Raw genomic sequence first — 24,982 nt, forward strand, 5'->3', positions numbered from 1 at the left:
TTTCTATGTCCATAGTGTTACTACCAATTTGTGCGTTTAGTCGACCTAAAAAATGAACTCCTCCTAATATTTATTTCTTATGTCTAAGATATAGTTCATTGCGCTGCTTTTGTCTTTGAATTGCTATTAACAACTAGGGGCTTATGCTATTTTTAGCCAAAGTTTTAAGGCTGTTTTATAGAGTATTTAAATGACCGAGCAAAAAGTTAGCGAAGGTGCCCGCCAAAAAGGTATCTTCTTACTCCCCAATTTGTTTACCACCGCAGGGCTGTTTTCAGGCTTTTATGCAGTAGTAGCATCAATGAACGACCAATTTGAAGCAGCGGCTATTGCCATCTTTGTTGCAATGATTTTTGATGGAGTAGATGGCCGAGTTGCTAGGTTAACAAATACCGAGAGTGCCTTTGGTGCAGAGTATGACTCGATGGCCGATATGGTTTCCTTTGGTATTGCCCCTGCGCTGGTGGTTTACAATTGGGCACTGCACGACTTAGGCAAAATAGGTTGGTTGGCAGCATTTGTTTATACAGTAGGTGCAGCCTTGCGCCTAGCCCGCTTTAACACTCAAGTGGGTATCGCGGATAAACGTTTCTTCCAAGGTTTAGCTAGCCCAGCCGCGGCCGCGCTAATCGCTGGGATGGTCTGGTTTGCTCAAGACCTACAGTTTTCAGGTAACAGTTTAGAATTTGTTGCCTGCTTTATTACTGTCATCAGTGGTCTATTAATGGTGAGTAACTTCCGCTATCACAGTTTCAAGGGCATCGACTTAAAAGGCCGTGTACCATTTTTTGCCGTGCTGCTTATTGTATTAGTGTTTATTGTTATTGCCGTTAAACCGGCAGTTATCTTGTTTACGCTGTTTGCAGCCTATGCTGTTTCGGGACCTATCTATACTGTTCGCACAGTAAAGGACCTCAAGTTTAAACACGTAGTGGGTGATGAAGAAGATCTAGATTGTCATCGAACTGAGAGCCAGCATAAAGACGATGAGCAATCCGTTGAACCAGTAGCTGAAGATAAAGTAGAAAAGTAACAAAATAGTACTTAATGAGAAAAAAGGCGCTTAAATGGCGCCTTTTTGCTTAATTAATATGCTGTTTTGGTTTTATCTTTCAATAATTGGCAAAAAAGCAAAATAACTGTTGCTTTACCAAATCGCTTCCCTATAATGCACCTCCACTGACACGGCACGCAGCGCACTAAAGCGAAGCAGGGCTACGTCAGGGTTAGCAAGGCCTAGGGCTGAGTTAGCCGGCTCTCAAACTTCTTTTTAAAATGTTTTAAAAAGCGGTTGACAGCCACAGAGGAAAGCGTAGAATGCGCACCTCGCTTCGGCAAGAAGCAACGCTCTTTAACAATTTATCAAGCAATCTGTGTGAGCACTCACAGGACCTTAAGCGAAAAAATTAAGCTTAAGTGAACTGGAGTCTTGCACTGTAAAACACAGTAATAATTTCAGTTTTTAACTTTGAGCGAAAAAACTTTTGATTGAAGAGTTTGATCATGGCTCAGATTGAACGCTGGCGGCAGGCTTAACACATGCAAGTCGAGCGGTAACATTTCTAGCTTGCTAGAAGATGACGAGCGGCGGACGGGTGAGTAATGCTTGGGAATATGCCTTTACGTGGGGGACAACAGTTGGAAACGACTGCTAATACCGCATAATGTCTTCGGACCAAAGGAGGGGACTCTTCGGAGCCTTTCGCGTAAAGATTAGCCCAAGTGGGATTAGCTAGTTGGTAAGGTAATGGCTTACCAAGGCGACGATCCCTAGCTGGTTTGAGAGGATGATCAGCCACACTGGGACTGAGACACGGCCCAGACTCCTACGGGAGGCAGCAGTGGGGAATATTGCACAATGGGCGAAAGCCTGATGCAGCCATGCCGCGTGTGTGAAGAAGGCCTTCGGGTTGTAAAGCACTTTCAGTCGTGAGGAAGGGGTATAGCTTAATACGTTATATCTTTGACGTTAGCGACAGAAGAAGGACCGGCTAACTCCGTGCCAGCAGCCGCGGTAATACGGAGGGTCCGAGCGTTAATCGGAATTACTGGGCGTAAAGCGTACGCAGGCGGCTTGTTAAGCCAGATGTGAAATCCCCGGGCTCAACCTGGGAATGGCATTTGGAACTGGCAAGCTAGAGTTTTGTAGAGGGTGGTAGAATTTCAGGTGTAGCGGTGAAATGCGTAGAGATCTGAAGGAATACCAGTGGCGAAGGCGGCCACCTGGACAAAAACTGACGCTCATGTACGAAAGCGTGGGGAGCAAACAGGATTAGATACCCTGGTAGTCCACGCCGTAAACGATGTCTACTAGTTGTCTGTGAGTTTAACTCGTGGGTAACGCAGCTAACGCATTAAGTAGACCGCCTGGGGAGTACGGCCGCAAGGTTAAAACTCAAATGAATTGACGGGGGCCCGCACAAGCGGTGGAGCATGTGGTTTAATTCGATGCAACGCGAAGAACCTTACCTGCCCTTGACATACTGAGAACTTACCAGAGATGGTTTGGTGCCTTCGGGAACTCAGATACAGGTGCTGCATGGCTGTCGTCAGCTCGTGTCGTGAGATGTTGGGTTAAGTCCCGCAACGAGCGCAACCCCTATCCTTATTTGCCAGCACGTAATGGTGGGAACTCTAGGGAGACTGCCGGTGATAAACCGGAGGAAGGTGGGGACGACGTCAAGTCATCATGGCCCTTACGGGCAGGGCTACACACGTGCTACAATGGCATGTACAGAGGGATGCGAACTCGCGAGAGCAAGCGGACCCCAAAAAGCATGTCGTAGTCCGGATCGGAGTCTGCAACTCGACTCCGTGAAGTCGGAATCGCTAGTAATCGTAGATCAGAATGCTACGGTGAATACGTTCCCGGGCCTTGTACACACCGCCCGTCACACCATGGGAGTGGGCTGCAAAAGAAGTGGGTAGTTTAACCTTCGGGAGGACGCTCACCACTTTGTGGTTCATGACTGGGGTGAAGTCGTAACAAGGTAGCCCTAGGGGAACCTGGGGCTGGATCACCTCCTTATTATGATGCTTAGGTTTTGTGACGTGTTCACACAGATTGCTTGATGAAAAAGAAAAGAGAGAAGTTCTAGTGTGGTGTAGAACCAACGAGAACAGCTACTGCAGTGTCCCGTTCGTCTAGAGGCCTAGGACACCGCCCTTTCACGGCGGTAACAGGGGTTCAAATCCCCTACGGGATACCATTTTCTCTCACTGGTTTGAGAATACAAAGCTAAGCATTTGTTTATATAGTGCTTAGCTTTGGTTTCTAAGGAACCAATTGCTCTTTAACAATTTGGAAAAGCTGATAAAAAAATATCTCAAGAATATGAGTTTAATAACAAGTGTTCTTGGTATTCAAAAATAAGGTGATCGTACTCGAATGGCAGGAATTATACAGCCTGACCATTCAAGTGATTTAAGCGACAACATTTAGGTGTTGTATGGTTAAGTGACTAAGCGTATACGGTGGATGCCTTGGCAGTCAGAGGCGATGAAGGACGTGTTAATCTGCGATAAGCCATGTTAAGTCGATAAAAGACGTTATAGACATGGATTTCCGAATGGGGAAACCCACTGCATTTTATGCAGTATCGTAACGTGAATACATAGCGTTGCGAGGCGAACCCGGGGAACTGAAACATCTAAGTACCCGGAGGAAAAGAAATCAACCGAGATTCTGGTAGTAGCGGCGAGCGAACCCGGATTAGCCCTTAAGCTTTTAGGTGATTAGTGGAACATTCTGGAAAGGATGGCGATACAGGGTGATAGCCCCGTACATGAAAATCTACTTTAAGTGAAATCGAGTAGGACGGCACACGTGATATGTTGTCTGAATATGGGGGGACCATCCTCCAAGGCTAAATACTCCTGACTGACCGATAGTGAACCAGTACCGTGAGGGAAAGGCGAAAAGAACCCCTGTGAGGGGAGTGAAATAGAACCTGAAACCGTATACGTACAAGCAGTGGGAGCCCCTTCGTGGGGTGACTGCGTACCTTTTGTATAATGGGTCAACGACTTAATTTCAGTAGCAAGGTTAAGCGAATAGCGGAGCCGTAGGGAAACCGAGTGTTAACTGCGCGCATAGTTGCTGGGATTAGACCCGAAACCCGGTGATCTAGCCATGGGCAGGTTGAAGATTGGGTAACACCAATTGGAGGACCGAACCGACTAATGTTGAAAAATTAGCGGATGACTTGTGGCTGGGGGTGAAAGGCCAATCAAACCGGGAGATAGCTGGTTCTCCTCGAAAGCTATTTAGGTAGCGCCTCGAGCGAATACTGATGGGGGTAGAGCACTGTTAAGGCTAGGGGGTCATCCCGACTTACCAACCCTTTGCAAACTCCGAATACCATCAAGTACTACTCGGGAGACACACGGCGGGTGCTAACGTCCGTCGTGGAAAGGGAAACAACCCAGACCGTCAGCTAAGGTCCCAAAGTGTATGTTAAGTGGGAAACGATGTGGGAAGGCTTAGACAGCCAGGATGTTGGCTTAGAAGCAGCCATCATTTAAAGAAAGCGTAATAGCTCACTGGTCGAGTCGGCCTGCGCGGAAGATGTAACGGGGCTAAACATACCACCGAAGCTACGGGAGCATGCTTGCATGCTCGGTAGAGGAGCGTTCTGTAAGCCGTTGAAGGTGAATCGTAAGGTTTGCTGGAGGTATCAGAAGTGCGAATGTTGACATGAGTAACGATAAAGGGGGTGAAAAGCCCCCTCGCCGAAAGACCAAGGTTTCCTGTCCAATGTTAATCAGGGCAGGGTGAGTCGGCCCCTAAGGCGAGACTGAAAAGTGTAGTCGATGGGAAACAGGTTAATATTCCTGTACTTCGTATAATTGCGATGGGAGGACGGAGAAGGCTAGGCCAGCGTGGCGATGGTTGTCCACGTGAAAGGCAGTAGGCGGTAAACTTAGGCAAATCCGGGTTTACATTACGCTGAGAGTTGATGACGAGTGTCTACGGACACGAAGTGGTTGATGCCCTGCTTCCAGGAAAAGTCTCTAAGCTTCAGATTATACGAAACCGTACCCCAAACCGACACAGGTGGTTGGGTAGAGAATACCAAGGCGCTTGAGAGAACTCGGGTGAAGGAACTAGGCAAAATGGTACCGTAACTTCGGGAGAAGGTACGCTCTTGATGGTGATGGGACTTGCTCCCTAAGCTGCTGAGAGTCGCAGATACCAGTTGGCTGCAACTGTTTATTAAAAACACAGCACTGTGCTAAATCGAAAGATGACGTATACGGTGTGACGCCTGCCCGGTGCCGGAAGGTTAATTGATGTGGTTAGCGTTCGCGCGAAGCTATTGATCGAAGCCCCGGTAAACGGCGGCCGTAACTATAACGGTCCTAAGGTAGCGAAATTCCTTGTCGGGTAAGTTCCGACCTGCACGAATGGCGTAATGATGGCCAAGCTGTCTCCACCCGAGACTCAGTGAAATTGAAATTGCCGTGAAGATGCGGTGTACCCGCGGCTAGACGGAAAGACCCCGTGAACCTTTACTACAGCTTGACACTGAACATTGACCCTACATGTGTAGGATAGGTGGGAGGCTTTGAAGCGTTGTCGCTAGATGACGTGGAGCCGACCTTGAAATACCACCCTTGTAGTGTTGATGTTCTAACGTTGGTCCCTTATCGGGATTGCGGACAGTGTCTGGTGGGTAGTTTGACTGGGGCGGTCTCCTCCCAAAGAGTAACGGAGGAGCACGAAGGTTGGCTAAGTATGGTCGGACATCATACGGTTAGTGCAATGGCATAAGCCAGCTTAACTGCGAGACAGACACGTCGAGCAGGTACGAAAGTAGGTCATAGTGATCCGGTGGTTCTGTATGGAAGGGCCATCGCTCAACGGATAAAAGGTACTCCGGGGATAACAGGCTGATACCGCCCAAGAGTTCATATCGACGGCGGTGTTTGGCACCTCGATGTCGGCTCATCACATCCTGGGGCTGAAGTCGGTCCCAAGGGTATGGCTGTTCGCCATTTAAAGTGGTACGCGAGCTGGGTTTAGAACGTCGTGAGACAGTTCGGTCCCTATCTGCCGTGGGCGTTTGAGAATTGAGGGGAGCTGCTCCTAGTACGAGAGGACCGGAGTGGACGAACCGCTGGTGTTTGGGTTGTTATGCCAATAGCATTGCCCAGTAGCTACGTTCGGAACTGATAACCGCTGAAAGCATCTAAGCGGGAAGCAGGCCTCGAGATTAATTCTCACTAGGACTTTAAGTCCTCTGAAGGGCCGTTGGAGACTACAACGTTGATAGGCAAGGTGTGTAAGTGCTGTGAGGCATTGAGCTAACTTGTACTAATTACCCGTGAGGCTTAACCATACAACACCTAAAGGGTGTTGCTTATAGATACTTTATTTTAGAAACCATGAATACTTGTTAGTGCTCATGAGATGTTTCAGCTTTTTCGAATGTTAAAGACAACAGTTTTTGCCTGGTGGCAATAGCGTTGTGGACCCACCTGACTCCATGCCGAACTCAGAAGTGAAACGCAACTGCGCCGATGATAGTGTGGGGCTTCCCCATGTGAAAGTAGGTCACCGCCAGGCTCTCATACTAAGCCCTCGTCTTACGACGAGGGCTTTTTTATTGCCTGCGATTTAGTCTCTCAGGCATATCAATCATTCAATCCTCAGTCATTTCATTAACAGCACTAACCTAGCGCATCACAGACATCACCCTCTTGCACATATAAGGTCGACCAGTGATTACGTTTGGCGTATTTCTTGGCAAGGCTCGCCCGCTCGCTTAATTCGTCGATACTCAGTTGAGAAGCCTCAGTCCAGCGGGTAACACCTACAGCCAATCCACTCAGATGAAAGAAGCGTTGTTGGCCGTCACGATCTTTGGCCACAATGCCTTTGGCGTCTAGGTCTTTTTGCCGATACAAAGCTTCTCGGCGGCTATCAAATGTGCTGAGTAGGTGTAATACGGAAGGCTGCCAGTTTTGGGTGGTGAAAATCACGATAAAGTCATCTCCGCCTAGGTGACCAATAAAGTGTGCATATTTACTTAAATGCATCCTTAATAGCTCAGCGACCAATTTGATCATTTTGTCACCGCGCTCATAACCACAAATATCATTAAATGGCTTAAAGTTATTTAGGTCGAAGTAGGCAAGGTCAAATGATTGTTTGCGCGCGATTAGATGGTTTAGGCTACGTTGTAGAGGCACGTTACCTGGTAAAGCTGTTAAGGGGTTAGCGTAACGGGCTAATTGAAGTTTGTAGTCGGAGAGCTTTCGCATTACATCTACCGCTAAACCAACGCCGTAGTACTTACTATTTTGAGTAACGATAAATACAGCGTCTAAACCACTAGCTGTATGTTGGCTAAGTTTACGGCCGATTTCACTTAATGTGGTGTTGGCATCCACGGTTAAGGGGTTGGTATCCATTAACTCGGCTACGGTTTTGCGCTGATTGAGTGAATGACCGTAAGGACCCGAGTACTGGGCAAGTAACTCTTCGCGCTTTATTAAGCCCAGAACTCGCTGTTGTCCATCTACCACCGGAAGTGAATTAATGCTTTTATCTTCGAGAATAGTTGTTAAAAGCTTTTTTGAAGATAGGTTAGGAGACACGATATTGGCAGAGCTGGCTAGAGAAAGCGCCGTATAGGGCTCTGTTACTACAGGAGTACTTGGCGCAGTTTTTCGCAGCTTTGGTTGATTAGTTGGTCGAGCAATATGAAAACCTTGCAGGTAAGGAATATCTAGGTTTACCAGTTGCTGATATTGTTCGGCATTTTCAATGCATTCAACAATGATTTGGCTGCCAATTTGTTCGGCAAGGTTCGCCAGCGATGCAATGGCAGTGCTAACTTTGCCATCTTCTAGCAATTGCTCGCAGAAAAAACAGTCTAGCTTTAAATACTCAGGGCTGAGTTGTAACCATGTTTTAATGCCTGCGTAGCCTGCGCCAAAATCATCTAAAGCGAAGGAAATCGCTAATTCACGCAGATCTTTGATGCACTTTAAAAGCGCCTCATCAACACAGATTGGCAGGTGCTCGGTGAGCTCGATAACTAGGTTGCCTTTGCTGGGAATAAGTTGTTCAAAGCATTGAGTACCTTGCTGCTGATAAATATGCAGCAAGGTATCGGGTGAGAAGTTAATGAATAGATGGCCGTTTACATTTTGCTTATCAAAGCGTTGTCGAGCTAGCTGTGCGCAAATTAATTCAAGCTCATGTTGTTGGCTAGATTGGCGAGCAAACTCAAATAGTGTTAGTGGCGAATGGAAATAACTATTGCATGGGCCTCTAGATAAGGCCTCATAGCCTAAAGCCTGGTTGTTATTATGATCCCAAATAGTTTGAAAAGCGGTACTAATGCTTTGTTGCCTAATTAGGTCGTCAAACTCCAATTGTCGCTTGGCTCGCATCCTTGTCGCCTCATCTATTCTGTTACTAAACAGGTGTAGCAGCTATTCTTTACAGAATCGTGACAAGTAGGTGAATAATGATTTTTTCTTTAAATTTAGATGCTTAGCTCTATTTTAATTGAGTAGTTGCTTAATTTCCTGCATTTGGGCGTTACTGAGCGGCCCATGTTCAATAGCTGCTGCATTATTTAGCACCTGAGCTGTATTACGAAATCCTGGAATAGGTAGTGTGTGCTCACCTAAGCCCCAAATCCAAGCTAGTGCTCCTTGATTAACCGTTCTTCCCTTACTGGTTAAAATTGATTGAATGCCTGCTAACTTGTTGAGCAGTTCAGGCGATGCTTTACCGTTTATGAAGTATTTGAGCCATTCTGGATTGATACAACGAATATCGTCTTTATCTAAAATGCTTGAATGATGGTACTTGCCTGAGAGCAGCCCCATAGCGAGTGGTCCTCGGTTTATCGCCGTTTTGTTGTGCTTGGCACAGAAGTTTACCAAGTCATTGTTTTGGTCTAACACGTTGTTTTGAAACTGAAAGGCAATGCAGTGTTCGGCTGAAGAAAAGGCCTTTGCACGGTCTAGAAAGTCGGTACTCCAAGCGTAAGCGCGTATTTTCCCTGCTTTTACTAAGTGCTCTAGAGTTTCTACAATTTGTCCTATATTCTCGGCTGGGTATTCATTTAGGTGTAACTGGTATAAATCGATATATTCTGTACCTAAGCGTTTTAAGCTATTTTCGCAGTGTCGAATAATTACATCGTGTTGATCAAAGATACCGCTGATGGTTTTGCTATCTTCATCAAACTCTAGGCCAAACTTAGTGCCAATAATGGCTTGTTGGCGTTTATTGGCTAGGGCTTTTCCCAATACCCGCTCGCTGTGACCTGCACCATAAACTGCAGCTGTGTCGAAAAAGTTAATGCCAGCATCAAGTGCAGCGTGAATGGCCGAAATCGAGACCGCATCGTCTACTTTCCCCCAGCCACAAGGTTTGTTGTCTTGGTCGAAGAAAGGCCCGCCAATGGCCCAACAACCTAAACCAAGAGGGCTTACTTTCCATTCACCTAACTGTCTTAATTGCATAGCATTATCCTTTTTGGCTATAAAGTTCTTTAGCGGTTACCACGAACCCAAGGGCTAACCTCTTGCTGATAAAAATCGGCAAGCTTGGCATGAAGGTCTTTGCTTAAAGAGGTTTGGCCTGAGTAATGAGTATTTTGCTGAATCTGCTCTGGTTTGCTTGCTCCCGTAATTACGCTAGTTATTTGTGGGTGGTCAAGTAGCCAACGAATTGCACACTCTGCAATAGCTAAGTTTTCAGGAAGCAGCGCTTTAAGCTGTTCAAGCAAGTTCAATGCTTTATCTAGCGGCAAACCAGCGAAAGTTTCCCCTACATGAAAGGCTGCGCCATCTCGGTTGTAGTGGCGGTGATCCGTTTCGGCAAATTGTCGATGCGCGGTGACAGCGCCACTTAATAAACCACTGGCATAGGGCAAACGGGCAATTATTCCCACTTGTTGAGCTTGAGCTAAATCGAGCACTTCAGCTACAGCGTCTTGTCTAAATAGGTTAATGATAATTTGTAAGCTGGTTAAAGCCGGGTCTTTTAAACACAACTTGGCTTCTTCCATCGACTCTACACTTGCACCGTAGTGCTCAATCAAGCCTTGTTGTTTAAAGTCGGCTAACCAAGTGAATATTTCACCATCACGAAGTATCTGGGTGGGAACACAATGCAGTTGAATCAAGGGAATGCTGGTTAAACCTAGCCGCTGTAAACTGGCTTCGATGCTTTGTTTAACTGTTTGTTTAGTGTAGTTATTCGGGTACAAATTTGCATCTCGGCCAAGCTTGGTCGCAATGGTTATATCTGAATGCTGCTGGTAAAACTGCCCTAGCAATCGTTCGCTAAGGCCCGCGCCATATACATCGGCGGTATCATAAAAACGCACGCCACTTTGGTAGGCCTGCTCGAGAATGGTCAGTGACAGTGCTTCGCTTACAGGGCCAAAGTCACCGCCTAATTGCCAGCAGCCTAAACCTATTTCACTTAATACTAAGCCGCTTTTACCTAACACTCTGTTCTGCATTGTTGATCCTACTTGGTTATGTTTTAAAACAGTGTAAGCGTTTTATGTTGTTTGATATTTAGCTAGTATTGGAAATAATTGTTCAGAAATTTGGATTAATATGTTCGCCGGGTTAGTCGATTTTGTCACCGTAGTTGAAACCGGCAGTTTTACTGCTGCCGCCGATAAGCTGCATAGCTCTAAGGCTAGCATTAGCCAACGGGTGAGTGATTTAGAACATCGTTTAGGAGTGCAGCTGTTATATCGTTCGACCCGCAAGCTACGCTTGACCGATGCAGGGGAGAGTTATTATCAAAGCTGTCGTCAAGGCCTAGAGTTGCTGGAAGATGGTGCTTTAGCTGCCCAACAGCTGCAACATCATTTACAAGGCAAGATAAAAATAAACTCCTTAGGTGGCATTTTTGCAGAGCAATGGCTAGCGCCTGCTTTGTTTGAGTTTCGCCAAGAACATCCAAACATTGATATCGAGCTAGATTTGTCATCACAACGAGAAGACCTATTGAGCTCTCCTTTTGACATTGTATTTCGAATGGGAGCTTTGCCCGATTCGAGTTTGCAGGTAAGGGTGTTAAGCCAGTTAAATACGCATGTGGTCGCTAGCCCTGAGTACTTAGCGGCTAATGGCTTGCCCAAGCACCCCGATGAGTTGCGTCATCATCAGTGTATTTGTGGCACGGTGTCGCAGTGGCCTTTTCAAAAGAATGGGCAAAAGTTGTTGGTGTCGGTGAGTGGCTCGTTTGCCTGTCCTAATGGACACGTACTTAAACAAGCCGCCATGGAGGGTTTGGGTTTTATTCGTACTCACGATATGTACTTGCGTGACGCGCTAGAAGCAGGACAGTTAAAAACAGTGTTAGAAGATTGGCAGGTAGTAAGCCAACCGTTATGGATGGTGTTTCCTCCGGCACGTTATCGCTCGAAACGAGTAACTAAGCTAGCTGATTGGCTGGTAGACTATGCCAAAAGGCAAGCCATTTAGCTTTTGTTAGCGATTGGCATCATTAACGCTATGGGCTTTAAAGCATTCAAGGATTAAACATGAGTAATTCCTCCCCCAGTGGTGATATAAGCGAAGCTGAATATCAGCAGCACACGATGCGCTGGGTGAAAGATTTTGTGGTTGAATACAATATTTGTCCTTTTGCAAAGCGCGAATTAGAGCGTGGTAGTATTCGCTACCAAGTAGCGATGAGCGACGATATTGAAGAGTTATTGCAGCAGTTAGTTGTAGAATGCCAGATCTTAGATAATCAACCCGACGTTGAAACAACCTTGTTTATCACCCCCAGCTTAAGCAGTTTTGAAGACTATTTAGATTGTTTGTATTGGGCGGAGAAGATCATAAGCAAACAAGGCTATGATGGCGTTTACCAGCTAGCTAGTTTTCATCCCGACTACTGTTTTGCTGGAGAAGCAGATACAGCGCCAAGTAACTATACTAATCGTTCGCCTTATCCGGTATTTCACTTAATTCGTGAAGCAACGGTGAGTCGCTTAACTCGACTTCACCCTGATCCTGAAGGGATCCCTGAGCACAACATTGAGCTTACTGAAGAACTGGGGATTTCATCACTAAAACAGATTTTGGCGAGTTGTAAATTGTAGATTAGAGTATATATTTTATCTTATCGCTTTGAAATTACTAAGTTATTTGCTTATGCTTTGCCAGCAAATTTTACAGGAGGTGATATGTCTTTAACGATAACTGCGGCCGAAAAAGCGATTTTGGCGGATTTGTCTATTCCCCCTCGGCCTCAAGTTTTGTTAACGATTACTCAAGAAACAAAAAAAGCCGAGCCCGATGTAGCGGTTATTGCCGAGGCAATAGCTAGTGATGTAGGGATCTCTGGTGCGGTGTTGCAAATTGTTAACTCTGCTGCGTTTCGTCGCTTAAACGAGATTAAATCGATTCACCAAGCGGTTATGACTTTAGGCATTAATCGGGTATTTCCGATTGTTAAAGCGGTTGCCTTAAAAGGGGCAATGCCAGCCTCTAAAGTATTGGATAAGTTTTGGTTAGAGGCCAATTTACTGGCTAGTTGCGCAGCGGCTACCGCTGAAGAACTAGGCTTTGAATCGGCAAAAGATAATGCTTATATGCTGGGTTTGTTTCATCAGGCTGGCGTACCCGCTTTGCTACAGTCTTTCCCTGAATATGAAAGCTTACTCGCCGAGGCCAATGACATGGGATGGGCTCATCTCGCGGAACGTGAACGCAGTGAATATGGTACAACTCATGCCACTGTGGCTGCACTTATTGCGCAGCAATGGAGCCTGCCTAAGGTGATGATAGAAGCCATTTATTATCAACACGATGCAGATGGCTTATTTAGTTCGCAAGAGCTTGGTAAATCATCGCTGCTAATGTTAGCAATATTAAAAATAGCGCGTATTGTTGCTTACCGTAAACTGGGAGTAAGCAGTGAAGAAGAAGCTTGGCAGGAGAGCTACGACGGCTTGTTAGCTTTCTTGAATTTGGAAGATCAGCAGTTAGAAGACACATTAAGTGCGGTGCTAGAGGCGCAGGCATAAAGAATTGCGTTTCAATGAATATAAAAAAGGCTAGCTGAGTAAGCTAGCCTTTTTACTTTTGGAAAGGTTTAGAACGTATACGCTAAGTCGACGCCCCAGTTACGGCCTGGCTGGGTGTAACGGTCTAGGCCTTGATGGTCAGATGGTTTGCCGTCTAGGTCGGTGTAGCTCCAGTATTTTTGGTCAAGCGCATTAAACAAGCCTGCTCGTAATACTAGGTCGTTCACCGGTTGGTAGTAGGCAGTTAGGTCTAACAATGCATGACCAGGTGCATGGGCGTTGCTTTCGGTAGACCAGTCGCCTTCTTTCTTGGCTGACACCATGGTTAGGTTAAGTTGGCTACCCCAAAGTTTATCTTGGTGGTCGTAGCCTAAGCCCCAAACTGCAGTAAGCGGTGCAACAGAATCTAGCGCGCTGCCATCTTCTTTATTTTTGCCTTGTGCGTACGCAACGCTTAAGCGGCTGTAGCTACCTTTAGGTGCACCAAAGGCTTCATCTAACCAGTAGTTACCTTTAAACTCCACACCATAAATTTCAGCTTCACCAATGTTTTCATTGATGGTGATACCCGCTGGATAGCTTGGATCACTGTAATCAGTTACTGATTGAATGAAGTTGGTGTAGTCATTGAAGAAACCCACTAACTCCATGCTAGATGCTGCAGTATTGGTACGTAAGCCTAACTCGTAGCTTTGGCTCTCTTCTGGTTTAAGGTTAGGGTTAGACAAGGTGGCATAACCGTGGCCGCTATTATCAAAGGCGTAGTAAAGTTCTTCAAGGGTAGGGGCTCTAAAGCCTTCGCTATATTGAACAAATGTACTAACTTGTTGATTCCAGTGATATACCGCGCCTAAGCGTTTGGTTAAAGCATCGCTGTTATGCTCTTCAAAGCCGCTGCTGGCATCTGGCGTTGCTTTGTAGTCGTCGTAACGTAAACCAGCGGTAACTACTAAGCGTTCATCCATTAAATACATGTGATCTTGAATAAAGATCCCGCGCTTTTCGGCTTCTGCTTTAGGCACTTCTGGCGCCCCTGGATCTACTGTTCCTGTATCGTAATAATGGGTGCGGTAATCCAGCTCAAAATCACTATTGATAGCTGTTAAACCGTAGCTGATTTCGTGGCTGCCGTGGTCAAACTCCAGTAATTTGTTGAACTGAGCATCAAACTGCAATGAGCTATCTTCACCGTTACGTTCACGATTACGGCTACCGTATAAGTCGGTAGTATCGTAGTTATTGTGCTCTGATTTACTTTGCTGATGGCTTAGTTGCCAGAACAAATCATCAAATGCGGCATTGTTGGCTAGCCATGTGTGGTTTACGCCTACACGGCTGCGAGTGTCTTTGTCCTCGCCAGTTACATTTGTGTAGGTAAAGCCTGGGAATATGCTATAGCCTTCGTTACTAAGGATGGTTGACTTAGATTCGCGCTGGAATAGCTCAGCCACTAGGCCAAAAGTATGTGCATCATTTAAGGCGTAGTTAGTTTTTAGGAGCAGGTTGTGAGAGTCAAAGTCGAGAGGATCGGCTTGCCCGCGGTCTCGGCCATTTATGTCTTCACCTGAAGAATGGGTTTTAGTTTCGCTGCCATCACGGTAGGTGTAAATGGCTAAACCTTCCCATTTTTGATAGCGCTTAGCGACCTCGACGGTGGCTTTATATGCTTCATTTGAACTACCGTAGCCAGTTTTAAGCGCAACATGGTTGCTATCGCCTTCAGCTAGTACATCTTCAGGGTTTTTGGTTCTTAGTAATATTGCGCCGCCTAAGGCGTCACTACCGTAAAGGCTAGAGGCTGGCCCCTTGTTAATTTCAACGGCACTTAGGGTGTCAATTTCATAAGCATTTGGCCCCTTGTTCATCACATCGCCACCAGGGTTATAGGCAGTGGGTTGCTCGATGCCATCTACCATTAGCTTAATTCGGTTGCCATCTAGGCCACGAATATTAAAGCCACTAGTGCCAAAACGGCCTTGCCCGGTAGTGGTTACGCCGGGTTCGTAACGAACAGCGTCATTTAAATCATTAGCCATTTGCTGCTCTAGCTGCTCAGAGCTTACCGAGCTAATGCTAGAAGAGATGTCTTTGACCGATTGCTCGGTACGGGTTGCTGATACCACCACTTCGTCAAACATGGTGCTATTTGTTTCGGCATAAGCGAGAGGGCTAAGGCTAAAAATTACTGCATTAGCAATTAGAGTGCGATTGAATGCTTTCATGGTTTTCAGGCTTGTTCCTTATCCTGTTAAGTTTTAATTAGGCGGTACTATACATAATACGAATGAGAATTAAAATCATTTGCATTTAATTATAGTTTTGTAAGTAGCTAAAATTGGAAGGGCTGAATATGGGAAATATCTTGAGTTGGCATTAAAGCTCTAGCCACTAATTGATTTTATCTAGAAGAATTTGTGTAGCCAGCCAAGCTGGATAATGGTGTTTATATAGCTGTTTGATTTGGCAGAATATACTAAGCTTTAAGCACACTTCGCCAAGCTTTGATGATTGGTGAAAATAACTCTGTATAGCGACTTAAACCTAAGGATGGAATTGAAGTGTTACAAATAAAGCGTGTTGTATGTTTAACCTTATGCGTGTTGTTAGTTAGTGCATGTAAATCCGTGGGGGTGGGTTCTGGTTTTGAGGAGCGCCCAGTTACCCAGGTTAGTGAGCCCGCCAGCAAGGTTCAGTTTAATGATGCCTTAGTATGGTTAGACAGCGCCCAACAGGGAAAGCGTGGTGTACGTTTTCTAAAAGGAGAGTATCCACTTAGTGCTGAAGATGATGAGTATTGGTACTTTCAAGCTCCGTCGGTAATTGAAATGGCAGTGCTCGAGGGGGGAAATGTTGTTGGTGGTAAAAAGATGCCAGGCGGGTTAATGCTTGCTAAAGACGAGCTAGCCACGGTACCAGCCGGTGCGTATATTGATAATGAGACTGACAGCAAGATATTAGTGCTAAAAATGGGGCGTGACTTTATGGCCTTAAAAGGTGAAAAGTGGCAAAAGCAGTAAAGTTAAGTACTTGCTTAAAGAGGCGCTAAGGCCTCATTAAGCAAGCTGATTTCATTACAACAGTGGCACCGACATTAGGGTGTCGTGAGCTGTTATAAACAGGTATTTTTCATCGGCCGACAGAGTACAATTAGCGGTTAAACGTCCGGTACGTATTTTGGCAAGTACTTCCCCTTTTGGGGAGAACAACCACACTCCACCTGGCCCTGTGGCAAAGATATTACCGCTAGAATGAACCGCCATTCCATCTGGTAAGCCTTGTTCTCCAGCTACACCAAGTAACGCTTTAGCGTTGTGAAATATCCGCTTGTTGCTAATGCTGCCGTCTGGGTTTACATCATAAGCTAACCAGCGTGGATGTTTGTCATCAGACACCGCCACAATTAAGGTTTTTTGATCAAGCGTTAAGGCAATGCCATTTGGGAAGTTGACGCTGTTGTCTAGTAACTCAAGCTCGCCATCTTGGCTTAGACGATAGATCCCTTGAAAGTCTAATTCTTTGCGCGAGTCATTCATGCCTGAATTTAGTCCATAAGGAGGATCGGTAAAGTATAAGCTGCCATCGTTGTGGTAAACCGCATCATTTGGGCTGTTTAGGCGCTTGCCTCGGTACTCGCCAGCCAGCGTAACAAATTTACTTTGAGGTTCGTTTAATGGGGCATCCATGAGTGCTACACGGCGGTCACCTTGTTGAAGTAGCACCAGCTGTCCCTGTGGGTTCAATAACAAACCATTAGAGCCTTGTCCGTAGTCTCCTTCCTGTAGGCCTGTAGCACCAGAGTTTTCTAGATAAAGCTCGGTACCTTTATTAGGTTGATACTTTACGATGGTGTTGTTGGGGATGTCGGAAAATAGCAAGAAGCCATGTTGTTCAATCCATACTGGCCCTTCTGTCCAGCGATAGCCCTTTCCACGAATACTAATCTTGGCGTCTGCCGCAATAAATTGTTTTGCTTGTGGGTTAATCAACTCAATTGAGCCGGTTGTTTCCGCGGCATCGGCGATGGAGAGTTGATCAGAGGTAGTTGAACAAGCGCTAGCAAGCAAGCTAGCGGCTAAAACAAAGGCAGTTCTCATTTAGTATTCCTTTATATGATGAGCAATAAATATTTCTGGTTAACTAATTTGTTAAATTGGTTTTCCATTTTGTTGCTGTGATTCAAAGAATACAAGTTATTAACCTAAGTGTTTCTGCTTAAGTCTCGTTTTTACTGCGCTTTTTTACTAAATCGTGCAAGATTACCTTAATAATTGGTTATCCAGTTGGGGAGGGGAATAGGCGTTCAATGATCTTCTAAGCTTAAGCGGTTCGCTTTGAGCGTCGCTGGCTCAATAAAAGCAATACAAGCCCTAAGCTAATTAACCACCAAGTCTTCGGCTCCGGCACTGTTACAGGTGCTAATGAGCGGCCGGTTAGTGCTTCGCGTTGAATACTTACCGTGTGGTTATCTGTCTCGAAGTTGCGACCAAAAAAGCGGATAGCGGTAATTTTGTCAGCATTGCTTTCGGCGAATAGATTAACGTAACCATACGGTTCACGTTTGTTGCCTTTAACGCTAGTAGGGCTACCGTAATGGCCAGGTTCTAGCACAGCAGCATCAAGAATTTGGTTGGTTTTAAAGGACAACTGCTCAGACTGGGTGGTAATACTAAGTTGGTTTCCATTGTCTCCGGCACTCCACCAAAAACCAAAGTAGCCTACAGGCTGGTCAAAAATGAGCTGAACGGCACTTTTATTTGGAATAAATAAGTATTTACCTTCGCCATGTGCTCCACCATAAACGCCAAAATCAGCCACTTTGGCTTGGCCTTTATCTACCGAGTACTCTCCAAAGGCATTTTGGTAGCCATTGCTGAGTTGGGATGAAGTTAAATTGTCGAAGTTTTCTGTATAGCTAGGCCCACTAATTTGTGAAGTTTGGATGCCAGGAGCCTCAATAGTGTAAATAATGCCAGCATGGCTTGAGAAGCTAATACAAGCAGTGATAAATAAAGCATGCGATATAGATTTCATTTAAACCTCGACAACTAAATTTAAGCGCTGTTTAGCGCGTAGTTAAGGTGTTATATCCAGTTTCGTGCCAATGTTTATAGTGCCTTTTATTACAAAGGCTTAGTGCCAAACAATGCTTGCTTCTAGCTTTATGGAGCGAGTTGCACTTAGCTGTTTGCAAATTGCAAAAGCCGGCTGAATACAGCCGACTATTGGTTTATTGGATGGCTTTTAAAGAGAGGGTTAGAGAAAACTTGGCCACTACTTCGTCGCCGCTAATAGAGGGGCAGGTAGCATTAATCGTTACGGCTTGGTTTACTCGCTCACCGCTTTGCATGGTTTGCTCGAGCATCTGGTCAATGAGCTTGCCGTCGGTACAACTAAAGATAACATCTGCTTCCGGGCGCTTTAAAAACTGCCCTTCAACCGCCTTAAACGCTAGCGATACTTTTTTGCCATATTGTTCGGCTTTAGCAATCGCTAAGAAGCCTCCGGCTACGTCTGCGCCAACCGCTAAGGTTCCAAAGTACATACTGTTAAGGTGGTTTTTGGTTCGGCGTTTAAGGGGAATTTTAACAATAACCTTCTGTTCATCCATCTCAAGGATCTTAGGACGGCAGTACCAAATCAAGGGTACTTTGAACATACCAAACAAACTCAACATCAAGTTGGCTTTACGAACACTGGGAAGCATAACTTTTCCTTGTTTAAGAGGTCTTACCAGTAGAGCTTGTTGTTAACAAAAAGTCAACATTTGTTGTTTGGCGGATTAAAAATCTGACCAACCAGCGCCCACAATAAAGTGCAGGGTGGTATCTTCTGGGCCTCTGGCAATATCTATCCCGGTACGTAAATTAAAGCGCCTAGCCATTAGGTAACGAAAACCTAGGCCTTTAGCATAGCGGTTAGGCGTGTCACCTAGGTTTTGCTCTGAGCTAAATGCTTGCCCAACACCGCCAAATACAACCGCAGACCAGCGTGCATCAAAGTCGTAGCGCAGCTCACCTTGTAAAGTCGCCATACGCTCGCCTTGGTAGCGCATAGCTGGTATGCCGCGCATATCAATAAATGGCAGCGCATAATAAGGAGTATCGCCATGGGCGCTTGAGGCCGATAAACGCATAGAGCCTTGGAAGCTATTGCCTAGATAACTAAAGCCAGAAAACTCACCAGAGGCGATTGAGTAATCATTATCGCCGCCAAAGTAGTCGGCGTGTTTAGCGTAACTAATGTTGCCATACAGACCTTGGTTAGGGCTAAACGAGTTATCTCGAGTATCGTAGTTAAGCAGCAGGCTTACTCCGCCATCCTTCATGCTCAACTGAGGCTTTAAGTAATCAGGCAGGTTGCCAATAGAAAACTCACTGTCACTATTTAAAAAGGTGTATTTGGCTCCAGCAAACCACGGGCTATCGCCTAAGCGAAAGCGGATTTGTTGCAGTAAGTAAGTACCTTTTAGATTAACTCTAATGGGAATGTCGCCAACTGCCCCTTCGCTGGGCAAGCGAAAGCTATCAATATTGGCATCTACACCCGCAATTGCACCGATGTAGCGAATACTGTCTTGCTTCCATATGCCCATATGAAACGCCCCCGCACCTCGCGTGCCGTTTTCTGTCGCTAGCCCTAATAAACCCGACACACTAGGTGTAAGTTTTAGCGGGGCATTGGGATCATCTGGCTGTTCATTTTGCAGTTCTTCGTTTTCGTGAAAAAAAGCTAATACTAAACCGCCGCCGTAACCCACCGCGGGGTCGGTAATAATAATTGGTACCGGCAGAAAACCTACCGCGTTATCCATAAGCCATTGGCTAGCATCCATACGGCCGTCGGTAGGGTCAACAAACTGTTCGAAAAAATCGGCTTGGCTATGTCCAGAAGAAAGAACTAGCGGTAAAACTAGGGCTAAAGAAGAAAGGCGCATATTTCATTCCTTGAAATAGTGGGCAATGTGATATCAAACACTTAGTTAGAGTTTAGCTATTCGCCAACTAAAGCGATAGCCTTTTGCGGTATTTAGTATGGGAAGCTAAAACGAAAAAAGCCTGCATAAATGCAGGCTTTTTAAAGGTGGTGCCCGGAGGCGGAATCGAACCACCGACACGAGGATTTTCAATCCTCTGCTCTACCGACTGAGCTATCCGGGCGACGGGCGCTATTAAACGAATTTTGCCGGTTTAAGTCAACCGAAATCAGTAAAAAAAATGAAATAATTGAGCTTCGATTAAATGGTGCACAACAACTGGCAAAAGAATAAACAAAAAGGTGGCCTAAGCCACCTTTAGATAGTTTGGATACTTAAGTGATGGGTTTCACTGTTCTCTGTACTGGCAAAGGGTAAATGCCGATTAGAGTGGGGCTAGTTAACGTGGTGAGCAAACTATTGGCTAGCAAATGGGTATATTTGTTGCCGTTCCCGAGTATTTTTCACTGTAATAAGTATATTTAATATAAAGGGGTGAGTGTTTGTCTATATTGCGTATTTTTAGAGTTTGTTGGCAATGATTGTTGTAGTTTGGATTTATTTGGGGTGAAATAAACCAAGGTTGAAATGATACTTAAATTTGGAGGTAAGTAATGCGCCTTGATCGCACCGATAGAAAGATTTTAGATTTGATGCAGAACAATGGGCGAATTAGCAATTTAGAGTTAGCTGAGCAAGTTGGTTTATCTCCGTCACCATGTTCACGGCGGGTAAAAGCCTTGGAAGATGCCGGGCTCATTGCTAAACACGTTACCTTACTTAACGAAAAAAAGCTCAACCTAAACCTTACCGCTTATATTCATATCTCTATGGATAGGCATACTCCAGAGCGCTTCGAAAATTTTCAAAAAATTATTAGTGCCTATGAAGAAGTGATGGAGTGCGCATTAGTTACTGGCACCGATGCAGATTACCAGCTTAAAGTTGTAGTAAGAGATATGGAGCATTATCAGGCGTTTTTGTTGGGCAAACTAACTCGGATAGAAGGGGTTACTGGCGTGCGCTCTAGCTTTGTGCTGCAGCAGGTGTTTAGCCACACAGCCTTGCCTTTATCGCAGATAAAATAAAAGCGCCGATTGGCGCTTTAGTTGTTTACGCTTGTTGGCGTTTTAAGAAGGCCTGGCGGCATCCTTCGTAGTTATCAATTAGCATGTCACTTTCGGCTTTTTCGTACGGGAGCAAGCTGCCTAGTACCATGCGTTTTTGACCTTTGCCGATAACTTGACCATCTTCGCTGATAGTAAATTTAAGTAAGGCTACGCCGCGTTTACCATTGGGAATAAACTCACCGCCAACAAACTCTAAATGTGGAGAGCGAGTTGGCAATTGCTCGAAATGTAGGCTCATGTTTTCGTAAATCACTAGCGGGCGCTTACGATTCAGCATTAAGCCTTGTTCTTCGAGTAGGGGGACTAATATGTGTGGGAAATTACGCCCAGAGAAACGCACATAGTCAGCAATAATATCGCCAATAATCTCAGCATCTTTTAGGTTTTCACCGCTGCGTTCCAATTGCAGATATTCTTTGCCGTTGTTATCTACGAGTAAGCAGTGTTGTTCTTGTTGTTCAATACTTAGTGGTACGCCATCGGTAACCATGCCGGCAAAGGTAAATTGCATGTCTTGGCTTAAACCAAGCTCGTTCAACATAACTGAGAATAACAAATCACCAGGGACACAGAAACGCGAAGAGTCTGCATCGTGAATGGCATTAAAGTCGTTGGCGACGCCTTTGGCAAAATCACAAGCTTGTTGTCTGCTAAATACAAACTGTTGATCTTCGCGACTAAAATATTGGTTTAAATTCATAACTCACTTTCTTTGCATGATGCGGCGAGCGGCGATTTTAGCAAATATTAATAGAAGGGTGGTCATATCAGTATAAAAAGTTTTTTTTACGTTTTTTCGAATGCAAATATTCTAGCCCCAAACTGGTGCTTTTTACTAAGCAACTCTTTTCACTGAACTAATTAATTTTATCCACAAGGACACTCTCCTTTAAATTGATTTATTTATCAAAAAAGAGCTTTGCAAGCGATTAAATCTGCCCTACCTTTAAAGTGAGAAAAGAAAGATTGGTGGCAAAATAAAGCGTTTTTGCGTTTTGTTGATAAACCATAGGCACATGGAATGAGCGAGCAAGCTATGGCGAAAAAGTCACGCTATTGGGGAAGTATTGTACTAGGCGCAGTTATTGTTCTAGTAAGCGGCGCAACCACTTGGGTAGCGTTGTTTGATAAAGCTGCTCCTTCTTATCAGCTAAGCTTCATGTTCCATCGCCCTGATGGAATGACAACCGTGAATGTAGATTGTGAGAATCTGCATTATTCTATTCGTCAAACCTATCATAAACAGGACAATGCTAGTGAAGCGGTGCAACAGCTGTCGATGTTGGTTTGCTCAGATATTTATGCGCTACTGCAGCAAGTACCTAAGCAACTGGCTTCGCCATACTCGGGAGAGCACAGTTCAGAAAAGCTGATACGTTGGACCCAAGGTGACAATGAATGGCAGTGGCGTTGGCAGGATAAATACGACCCGTCATTACGTCCGGTATTTACTCAGCTGGATGATTTGATGCGCAGAATGCCTGACTCAGCCTTAGCGGGCGGAGCCAATATTAACCCTCAGTTCCGCTAGCCTTTACCAGCGACAAGGTTTGGCTGTCTAAACTACTAAGGTAGGGCAGCAAGGCGTTGGCAAGTTTCTCTGAATCGTGGCGCACTATGTCGCTGTCTTCATCAATTAAGTCGGCATAAATCAGCTGATATTTGTTACCAATAGCTTCTAGATCATCAACCGCTACTACTTGCGCGCGCTCCAGGTTGTAGTTAGCTATCATTTCGTCACTGGGTATATGGTTATTCACCACAACAGCATCTAGAGGGCGACCTAAGTAGTGCTCTAAATCCGAAATAAAGTGCTCTAGATTATAACCGTCGGTCTCACCAAACTTAGTCATAATATTGCTTACATACACAAGCTTAGCTTTGCTGCTTTTTATCGCTTCCTTAACGCCCGGTACTAACAAATTAGGAATAATGCTGGTAAACAGATCGCCAGGGCCTAATACAATCGCCTCAACGGTGTTGATGCGCTCAATCACTGGTGGGTAAACTCGCACTTGTTCAGCGTGATGAGGAACTAAAAATACATTGGCTATTTTTTCTCGTTGATCGCCGCGAGGTAAATCGATGGCACTCTCACCAAAAATACGTTCACCGCTGGTAAGTTCGGCTACTAAGGTGGACTTATCAATAGTGACCGGCAAAATCTCTCCTTCAACGTCAAGCATTTGTGCTAAGCCTTGAATACCCTCCGAAAAAGAACCGCTGTATTGCGAGAGCATGGTAAGCAGCATGTTACCGGCACTATGACCAGACAAACGCTTGCCTTTGGTAAAGCGTTTTAACAAAAGCTTACGGGCTAGTTCTCGATAGGGAGAGAGGGCTAATACACATTTAAGAATATCCCCTGGTGGCAAAATGCCGAGTTCATCACGCAGGCGGCCGGTGCTTCCGCCACTGTCGGTCATCGATACAATGGCGCTAATCGCTAGGTGATCTGCATCTCTAAGAGCCGATAACAATACAAAGTGACCGCTTCCGCCGCCAATGGTGGCAATTGATAATGGGCGTTGTGGGGAATTAGATCTCACTATCTACTCCGTGATGGTTATGCATTCCAATTAACTCGATTAAGCGCCACTAAAGCCTAAGCACTCTCACTAGCCTAATTGAGTTTAGTACACTAAACAAAGCCTCTTAGCTTAGCAATGATAATTCTGTCATGGTCTTGACATCAAAGCGTCACTTTTTGGTCAAATATGCCTTTTAGATTAGCCATAACAGGGATGATGTGGCGTAAGTAATGACAACAAAACAGATCTATCAGAGCCTATGGCTTTCAGATATTCACCTGGGTTGTAAAGATTGCAAGGCAGAAATGCTACTGCAGCTATTACAACAAACTAAAGCCAAGCGAATTTTTTTGGTGGGAGACATTGTTGATGTATGGGCGTTAAAGCGCCGGGTATATTGGCCAGAGTCTCATAACCAAGTGCTGCAATACTTGATGAGTTTGGCTAAATCTGGTTGTGAACTGGTGTACATTCCCGGCAATCATGACCAACTGTTTAAAGCTTATCACGGCATGGACCTCGCCGATGTGAAAGTGAGCAAACAGTACCGCTATACCAGCATTACTGGTAAACAAATTTTGATGGTGCATGGTGATCAGTTCGACGAAGAAGTCTGTTTTGGCCGTTTTTACGCCAAGTTGGGCGATCACCTTTATGACTTCTTACTATTTCTAAACCGCTCTTCGAGCAAAATTCGCCATGCGCTGGGTTATCCCTATTGGTCGTTGGCGGGGTATATCAAGTCTAAAATTGCCAAAGCCACCGAGGCTATCGCTCGCTATCGCCAAGCGGTGGTGAATGAAGCAGTACGCCAAGGAGTAGATGTGGTGATATGTGGGCACATTCATCACCCTGAGCTAAGTGAGCAACAGGGCGTTGTATATGCTAACGATGGAGATTGGATTGAAAACTGCACCTTATTGTGTGAAACCATGGATGGTCAGCTGCAATTACGCCGCTGGGATGATCGTTTGAAAACGACAGTAGAACTTGAATCGATTAACCTTGCTGAGCCTCAAGTACTAAGTGCTGAAAAAGTAGCTTAATTGGTTATTAAATTGGCAGTTGTGCGCGGATTAAAAATTTTTTCACTCTGGCCGTTGACAAGCACTGTGAAAATCCGTTTAATAGCGCTCGCTCGATACAGCGTATCAGCAGTACCAACAGTGTGCCGATTTAGCTCAGTTGGTAGAGCAACTGACTTGTAATCAGTAGGTCGCCAGTTCGACTCCGGCAATCGGCACCATCCTTTTAAAGCCTCGTCTAATGACGGGGCTTTTTCATTTCTAACACTTGCTTGTTGGTTATTTGGCATTTTGC

The 24,982-nt window shown here is 45.2% G+C and carries 18 protein-coding genes, 3 tRNA genes and 3 rRNA genes; 13 read left to right on the forward strand and 11 right to left on the reverse strand.

The genetic code is table 11. The features are described 5' to 3' along the window. Positions 1 to 190: 190 nt before the first annotated feature. The 5 genes from pssA to rrf all read left to right on the forward strand — a co-directional run bounded on the left by pssA (position 191) and on the right by rrf (position 6,568). A complete protein-coding gene (gene pssA, locus OAG1_RS04860; protein WP_338624456.1) occupies positions 191 to 1,033 on the forward strand; it encodes a CDP-diacylglycerol--serine O-phosphatidyltransferase in 843 nt (280 codons plus the stop codon). 452 nt (positions 1,034 to 1,485) lie between these two features. After that, a 16S ribosomal RNA gene (locus OAG1_RS04865) occupies positions 1,486 to 3,028 on the forward strand. A 105-nt stretch (positions 3,029 to 3,133) separates the two neighbouring features. Further along, a tRNA-Glu gene (locus OAG1_RS04870) sits at positions 3,134 to 3,209 on the forward strand. A 242-nt stretch (positions 3,210 to 3,451) separates the two neighbouring features. Next, a 23S ribosomal RNA gene (locus OAG1_RS04875) occupies positions 3,452 to 6,341 on the forward strand. A 111-nt stretch (positions 6,342 to 6,452) separates the two neighbouring features. After that, positions 6,453 to 6,568: ribosomal RNA gene (gene rrf / locus OAG1_RS04880) — 5S ribosomal RNA — on the forward strand. The 16S, 23S and 5S rRNA genes sit together here with 1 tRNA gene alongside, the layout of an rRNA operon. 104 nt (positions 6,569 to 6,672) lie before the next feature. On the opposite strand, the gene OAG1_RS04885 is transcribed toward rrf, so the two are convergent. From OAG1_RS04885 to OAG1_RS04895, 3 genes are all read right to left on the reverse strand, one after another. Beyond that, positions 6,673 to 8,403 carry a GGDEF domain-containing protein gene (locus tag OAG1_RS04885; RefSeq protein WP_338624458.1) on the reverse strand — a complete coding sequence of 577 codons (1,731 nt, stop codon included), beginning with the start codon at positions 8,401 to 8,403 and terminating at the stop codon, positions 6,673 to 6,675. Between the two features lie 114 nt (positions 8,404 to 8,517). Next, a complete protein-coding gene (locus OAG1_RS04890; protein WP_338624461.1) occupies positions 8,518 to 9,489 on the reverse strand; it encodes an aldo/keto reductase in 972 nt (323 codons plus the stop codon). 29 nt (positions 9,490 to 9,518) lie between these two features. Continuing rightward, the gene (locus tag OAG1_RS04895; RefSeq protein WP_338624464.1) at positions 9,519 to 10,496 is read right to left on the reverse strand and encodes an aldo/keto reductase; all 978 of its coding nucleotides are present in this window, start codon (positions 10,494 to 10,496) and stop codon (positions 9,519 to 9,521) included. Between the two features lie 100 nt (positions 10,497 to 10,596). Here OAG1_RS04895 and OAG1_RS04900 point away from each other — a divergent pair, with 100 nt between their 5' ends. The 3 genes from OAG1_RS04900 to OAG1_RS04910 all read left to right on the forward strand — a co-directional run bounded on the left by OAG1_RS04900 (position 10,597) and on the right by OAG1_RS04910 (position 13,028). Further along, positions 10,597 to 11,475, forward strand: a complete 879-nt coding sequence (locus OAG1_RS04900; RefSeq protein WP_338624466.1) for a LysR family transcriptional regulator — start codon at positions 10,597 to 10,599, stop codon at positions 11,473 to 11,475. 59 nt (positions 11,476 to 11,534) lie between these two features. Then, a complete protein-coding gene (locus OAG1_RS04905) occupies positions 11,535 to 12,101 on the forward strand; it encodes a DUF1415 domain-containing protein (RefSeq protein ID WP_338624468.1) in 567 nt (188 codons plus the stop codon). Positions 12,102 to 12,185: 84 nt separating this feature from the next. Continuing rightward, positions 12,186 to 13,028 carry an HDOD domain-containing protein gene (locus OAG1_RS04910; RefSeq protein ID WP_221074562.1) on the forward strand — a complete coding sequence of 281 codons (843 nt, stop codon included), beginning with the start codon at positions 12,186 to 12,188 and terminating at the stop codon, positions 13,026 to 13,028. A gap of 68 nt (positions 13,029 to 13,096) precedes the next feature. Here the strand turns inward: OAG1_RS04910 and OAG1_RS04915 are convergent, their stop codons facing one another. Then, on the reverse strand, positions 13,097 to 15,250 hold the full coding sequence (locus OAG1_RS04915; RefSeq protein WP_338624471.1) for a TonB-dependent hemoglobin/transferrin/lactoferrin family receptor: 2,154 nt from the start codon (positions 15,248 to 15,250) through the stop codon (positions 13,097 to 13,099). A gap of 336 nt (positions 15,251 to 15,586) precedes the next feature. On the opposite strand from OAG1_RS04915, the gene OAG1_RS04920 reads away from it, so the two are divergent. Continuing rightward, positions 15,587 to 16,045 carry a hypothetical protein gene (locus tag OAG1_RS04920; RefSeq protein WP_016403891.1) on the forward strand — a complete coding sequence of 153 codons (459 nt, stop codon included), beginning with the start codon at positions 15,587 to 15,589 and terminating at the stop codon, positions 16,043 to 16,045. Positions 16,046 to 16,099: 54 nt separating this feature from the next. Here OAG1_RS04920 and OAG1_RS04925 read toward each other — a convergent pair whose 3' ends face one another. The 5 genes from OAG1_RS04925 to OAG1_RS04945 all read right to left on the reverse strand — a co-directional run bounded on the left by OAG1_RS04925 (position 16,100) and on the right by OAG1_RS04945 (position 20,185). Next, positions 16,100 to 17,122: an SMP-30/gluconolactonase/LRE family protein gene (locus OAG1_RS04925; RefSeq protein WP_338624475.1), complete on the reverse strand. Its 1,023-nt coding sequence runs from the start codon at positions 17,120 to 17,122 to the stop codon at positions 16,100 to 16,102. Between the two features lie 223 nt (positions 17,123 to 17,345). Beyond that, a complete protein-coding gene (locus OAG1_RS04930; protein WP_016403893.1) occupies positions 17,346 to 18,059 on the reverse strand; it encodes a PEP-CTERM sorting domain-containing protein in 714 nt (237 codons plus the stop codon). A 196-nt stretch (positions 18,060 to 18,255) separates the two neighbouring features. After that, the gene (locus tag OAG1_RS04935) at positions 18,256 to 18,732 is read right to left on the reverse strand and encodes a DUF4442 domain-containing protein (RefSeq protein WP_040307680.1); all 477 of its coding nucleotides are present in this window, start codon (positions 18,730 to 18,732) and stop codon (positions 18,256 to 18,258) included. Positions 18,733 to 18,807: 75 nt separating this feature from the next. After that, positions 18,808 to 19,962, reverse strand: coding sequence for a BamA/TamA family outer membrane protein (locus tag OAG1_RS04940; protein WP_338624481.1), 1,155 nt, complete (start codon positions 19,960 to 19,962; stop codon positions 18,808 to 18,810). A gap of 147 nt (positions 19,963 to 20,109) precedes the next feature. Then, positions 20,110 to 20,185, reverse strand: a tRNA-Phe gene (locus OAG1_RS04945). A 430-nt stretch (positions 20,186 to 20,615) separates the two neighbouring features. On the opposite strand from OAG1_RS04945, the gene OAG1_RS04950 reads away from it, so the two are divergent. After that, on the forward strand, positions 20,616 to 21,089 hold the full coding sequence (locus OAG1_RS04950) for an Lrp/AsnC family transcriptional regulator (RefSeq protein WP_016403897.1): 474 nt from the start codon (positions 20,616 to 20,618) through the stop codon (positions 21,087 to 21,089). Between the two features lie 25 nt (positions 21,090 to 21,114). On the opposite strand, the gene OAG1_RS04955 is transcribed toward OAG1_RS04950, so the two are convergent. After that, a complete protein-coding gene (locus OAG1_RS04955) occupies positions 21,115 to 21,831 on the reverse strand; it encodes a DUF3581 family protein (protein ID WP_016403898.1) in 717 nt (238 codons plus the stop codon). A 321-nt stretch (positions 21,832 to 22,152) separates the two neighbouring features. On the opposite strand from OAG1_RS04955, the gene OAG1_RS04960 reads away from it, so the two are divergent. Beyond that, on the forward strand, positions 22,153 to 22,662 hold the full coding sequence (locus OAG1_RS04960) for a hypothetical protein (RefSeq protein ID WP_338624484.1): 510 nt from the start codon (positions 22,153 to 22,155) through the stop codon (positions 22,660 to 22,662). On the opposite strand, the gene yvcK is transcribed toward OAG1_RS04960, so the two are convergent. Next, the gene (gene yvcK, locus OAG1_RS04965; RefSeq protein ID WP_016403900.1) at positions 22,643 to 23,680 is read right to left on the reverse strand and encodes a uridine diphosphate-N-acetylglucosamine-binding protein YvcK; all 1,038 of its coding nucleotides are present in this window, start codon (positions 23,678 to 23,680) and stop codon (positions 22,643 to 22,645) included. The two genes, OAG1_RS04960 and yvcK, sit on opposite strands and share 20 nt — an antisense overlap. Positions 23,681 to 23,892: 212 nt before the next feature. Here yvcK and OAG1_RS04970 point away from each other — a divergent pair, with 212 nt between their 5' ends. Beyond that, positions 23,893 to 24,708 (forward strand): UDP-2,3-diacylglucosamine diphosphatase, encoded by an 816-nt coding sequence (locus OAG1_RS04970; RefSeq protein ID WP_016403901.1) that lies wholly within the window; start codon positions 23,893 to 23,895, stop codon positions 24,706 to 24,708. 124 nt (positions 24,709 to 24,832) lie between these two features. Continuing rightward, positions 24,833 to 24,908: transfer RNA gene (locus OAG1_RS04975), tRNA-Thr, on the forward strand. Positions 24,909 to 24,982: the final 74 nt, after the last annotated feature.

This window comes from Agarivorans sp. OAG1, from assembly GCF_037076485.1.
Classification (GTDB): Bacteria; Pseudomonadota; Gammaproteobacteria; order Enterobacterales; family Celerinatantimonadaceae; genus Agarivorans; species Agarivorans albus.

What these genes read in the sequence shown, in the direction of transcription:
- pssA (WP_338624456.1), top strand. Translation starts at nt 191, where the DNA reads ATGACCGAGCAAAAAGTTAGCGAAGGTGCCCGCCAAAAAGGTATCTTC.
- OAG1_RS04885 (WP_338624458.1), bottom strand. Translation starts at nt 8,403, where the DNA reads ATGCGAGCCAAGCGACAATTGGAGTTTGACGACCTAATTAGGCAACAA.
- OAG1_RS04890 (WP_338624461.1), bottom strand. Translation starts at nt 9,489, where the DNA reads ATGCAATTAAGACAGTTAGGTGAATGGAAAGTAAGCCCTCTTGGTTTA.
- OAG1_RS04895 (WP_338624464.1), bottom strand. Translation starts at nt 10,496, where the DNA reads ATGCAGAACAGAGTGTTAGGTAAAAGCGGCTTAGTATTAAGTGAAATA.
- OAG1_RS04900 (WP_338624466.1), top strand. Translation starts at nt 10,597, where the DNA reads ATGTTCGCCGGGTTAGTCGATTTTGTCACCGTAGTTGAAACCGGCAGT.
- OAG1_RS04905 (WP_338624468.1), top strand. Translation starts at nt 11,535, where the DNA reads ATGAGTAATTCCTCCCCCAGTGGTGATATAAGCGAAGCTGAATATCAG.
- OAG1_RS04910 (WP_221074562.1), top strand. Translation starts at nt 12,186, where the DNA reads ATGTCTTTAACGATAACTGCGGCCGAAAAAGCGATTTTGGCGGATTTG.
- OAG1_RS04915 (WP_338624471.1), bottom strand. Translation starts at nt 15,250, where the DNA reads ATGAAAGCATTCAATCGCACTCTAATTGCTAATGCAGTAATTTTTAGC.
- OAG1_RS04925 (WP_338624475.1), bottom strand. Translation starts at nt 17,122, where the DNA reads ATGAGAACTGCCTTTGTTTTAGCCGCTAGCTTGCTTGCTAGCGCTTGT.
- OAG1_RS04930 (WP_016403893.1), bottom strand. Translation starts at nt 18,059, where the DNA reads ATGAAATCTATATCGCATGCTTTATTTATCACTGCTTGTATTAGCTTC.
- OAG1_RS04935 (WP_040307680.1), bottom strand. Translation starts at nt 18,732, where the DNA reads ATGCTTCCCAGTGTTCGTAAAGCCAACTTGATGTTGAGTTTGTTTGGT.
- OAG1_RS04940 (WP_338624481.1), bottom strand. Translation starts at nt 19,962, where the DNA reads ATGCGCCTTTCTTCTTTAGCCCTAGTTTTACCGCTAGTTCTTTCTTCT.
- OAG1_RS04950 (WP_016403897.1), top strand. Translation starts at nt 20,616, where the DNA reads ATGCGCCTTGATCGCACCGATAGAAAGATTTTAGATTTGATGCAGAAC.
- OAG1_RS04955 (WP_016403898.1), bottom strand. Translation starts at nt 21,831, where the DNA reads ATGAATTTAAACCAATATTTTAGTCGCGAAGATCAACAGTTTGTATTT.
- OAG1_RS04960 (WP_338624484.1), top strand. Translation starts at nt 22,153, where the DNA reads ATGAGCGAGCAAGCTATGGCGAAAAAGTCACGCTATTGGGGAAGTATT.
- OAG1_RS04970 (WP_016403901.1), top strand. Translation starts at nt 23,893, where the DNA reads ATGACAACAAAACAGATCTATCAGAGCCTATGGCTTTCAGATATTCAC.